The 2,554-nt window shown below is 66.8% G+C and carries 4 protein-coding genes; all 4 read right to left on the reverse strand.

Features of this window, described 5'->3' with window-relative positions:
• Positions 1–475 (reverse strand): SURF1 family cytochrome oxidase biogenesis protein (locus RT123_RS15665; RefSeq protein WP_313010171.1); only part of this gene is annotated, 475 nt, incomplete at its 3' end.
• The gene (locus tag RT123_RS15670) at positions 472–873 is read right to left on the reverse strand and encodes a DUF983 domain-containing protein (RefSeq protein WP_313010172.1); all 402 of its coding nucleotides are present in this window, start codon (positions 871–873) and stop codon (positions 472–474) included. The genes RT123_RS15670 and RT123_RS15665, both read right to left, overlap by 4 nt.
• Positions 870–1,778: a cytochrome c oxidase subunit 3 gene (locus RT123_RS15675; RefSeq protein ID WP_055806286.1), complete on the reverse strand. Its 909-nt coding sequence runs from the start codon at positions 1,776–1,778 to the stop codon at positions 870–872. The genes RT123_RS15670 and RT123_RS15675 overlap by 4 nt, the downstream gene beginning before the upstream one ends.
• A 114-nt stretch (positions 1,779–1,892) precedes the next feature.
• On the reverse strand, positions 1,893–2,537 hold the full coding sequence (locus RT123_RS15680; RefSeq protein ID WP_313010173.1) for a hypothetical protein: 645 nt from the start codon (positions 2,535–2,537) through the stop codon (positions 1,893–1,895).
• Positions 2,538–2,554: the final 17 nt, after the last annotated feature.

A 2,554-nucleotide genomic window follows, 5' to 3' on the forward strand; every position in this document is an offset into this window, starting at 1 on the left:
CGTAGAAGCGGCCGTCGCGGGGCGCCGGGCTCATGGCGCCGGGCTTGTCGAAGGTGCGGAACTCTCCGACCATCACCAGCGGCAGGGTGGTTTCGAGCACGCGCGGACGCGCCGTCACGCCGTCGCCGACAAAGCCACGATCGACCAGCAGGGTGAAATCCGCCCCCGCCGGCTTGCACGCCGAGATCAGTCGCACCCCGGCCTCGCCGTCATGGATGCTCTGAAGCTCGACGAAGGGCGCGCTGGCCAGGCCCGGACAGACGATCAGCGCCTTCCTGAACTCCAGATCGCCCCCACTCCCCGTCTCGGCCAGCACCTGATCCAGTGGCGCGGGCGGTTTCGCCGCCGCCGCATCGGCCGCCGCGATCAGCCCTTCCTTCCACTTCAGCCGCTCGACCTGCCACACGCCCAGCCCGATCAGCAGGATCAGGGCCAGCACCGTCAGCACGGTCAGGATCCACGGGAAACGCTTCATCGCTGATTCCGATATTGCAGCCCGATCATCAGCCCCCGGCCCGGCCGCATCAGGGCCAGCGACAAAGCGACCACCAGCGGCAGCCAGACGATCAGATGCACCCACATGGGCGGATGGTATTTGATTTCGACGAAAAGGGCCGAGAAGCCGACGATGAAGCCGGCGATCTGCATGATGAAGCTGGCGGGGCCGTCGCCCGTCTGGATGGTGGAATAGTCCAGACCGCAGACCGTGCAGCCTGGCGCCACCTTCAGAAAGCCCGCGAACAACGCGCCCTGGCCGCACCGGGGACAACGCCCCCGCAGCGCCCAGCGAACCGGCGTATCGGAAACGACGACGGCGCGGGACGATTCCTCGTCCCGCGCCGCTGCGATGTCTTCAGGGCCGTCTTGGATCAACCGAAGACGACATAGACGAAGGCGAACAGGAACAGCCAGACCACGTCCACGAAGTGCCAGTACCAGGCCGCCGCCTCGAAGCCGAAATGCTTCTGCGGGGTGAAGTCGCCCTTCAGCAGACGGATCAGGCAGACCGCCAGGAAGATGGTGCCGATCAGGACGTGGAAGCCGTGGAAGCCCGTCGCCATAAAGAAGATTGAGCCGTACAGGCCCGAGTTCACGGCCTCTTCGTTGAAGAACAGCTTCTCGTGCAGGATGTGGTTGTACTCATAGGCCTGGACGCAGGTAAACAGCACGCCCAGGGCCACAGTGATGATCAGGGCGATCTTGGCGCCCTTGCGGTCGCCGACCTGGATCGCGTGGTGGGCCCAGGTGACGGTGCAGCCCGAGAGCAGCAGGGTCACGGTGTTCAGCAGCGGCAGCTGCCACGGCGACAGGACCTCGACGCCCTTCGGCGGCCAGGTCGACCAGGCCTTGGCGGTATCGGCCCAGGTTCCGACTTCCGGCGTAAGCGCCCGCGATTCATGGAACAGGGCCATGTCGAAGAACATCCAGAAGAAGGCGACGAAGAACATCACCTCCGACGCGATGAACAGGATCATGCCGTAGCGCAGGCCCAGCGACACGACCGGCGTATGGTCGCCCGCCTTGGATTCCTTGATGACATCCGCCCACCAGCAGAAGGCCGAGATCAGCACGCCGGCCAGACCGGCGAAGAAGACGCCCGGCTTGCCTTCGGCCAGGAAGTTCGCGGCGATCGGGCCGCCGTCCGCCGGGGCCAGGCCCTTCATCCAGATCACCGCGCCGATGAACATGATGGTCGCAGCGACCGATGACACCAGCGGCCAGGGGCTAGGCGCCACCAAGTGGTAGTCGTGCTGCGGAGTGGCGTGGGCGTCAGCCATGAATCGCGTCTCTTCGTCGGCCAGAGTCGGTTGTTATAGCGGCTATAGCGTTCGATTTTCCCCGACGCCAGAGCCACGCCGTCTTTCCGCCTTGTTCGGGCATGCGGACGGGGCTCAGCCCTTGCGGGCCATTGGATCGGCGGGATCGTCCGGGCTGTCGCCCAATGCGCCGCCCATGCCCATTCCACCGCCGCCCATCCCTGCGCCCATGCCGCCTCCGCCCCCACTACGGCCGCCCGTTACGCCGGCGCCGGCGCCGGCGCCGCGGCCTCCGGTCGAGGACGGGCGCGTCGGGCCTTGCAAGGGAATGTCCGGTCCGGTCGGCACGGGCGCCAGGTCCAGCGCCTGGCGGATGAAGTCGCGCAGCGAAACGACCAGATCATGCGTCCGCACCGGCCGCCCGGCGACCAGTTCGCGCGCCGCCTGCTGCGCCAGCCGCACCTGGTCCTCGGTGCCCAGCAGGATGATATCCGCAAGACTGGCCTCGACCGCGTCGCGGATACGCCGGGTCCGGTCCGACCCCGCCGTCGCCTCGGCGCTGAGATCCAGTCCCGCCTCGCCTTGCGAGACGCTGCGACGGCTCAGGTCGCGCTTGTGCGTCGGATCGACGGTCAGGTCGCCGGTGAAAGACCCGCCCAGCACCTTGTAGGCGGCGATCAGGGTCTTCAGTCGTTCGTTGATCTGGCGGTTCATCCGCTCGCGCCGTTGCTGGATGGTGAACATCATCACCAGCCGGATGCCCATACCGATCAGCGTCACAAGCGCCAGTCAGACCA

The organism is Brevundimonas vesicularis (assembly GCF_032067225.1).
Classification (GTDB): Bacteria; Pseudomonadota; Alphaproteobacteria; order Caulobacterales; family Caulobacteraceae; genus Brevundimonas; species Brevundimonas vesicularis_F.

What these genes read in the sequence shown, in the direction of transcription:
- RT123_RS15675 (WP_055806286.1), bottom strand. Translation starts at nt 1,778, where the DNA reads ATGGCTGACGCCCACGCCACTCCGCAGCACGACTACCACTTGGTGGCG.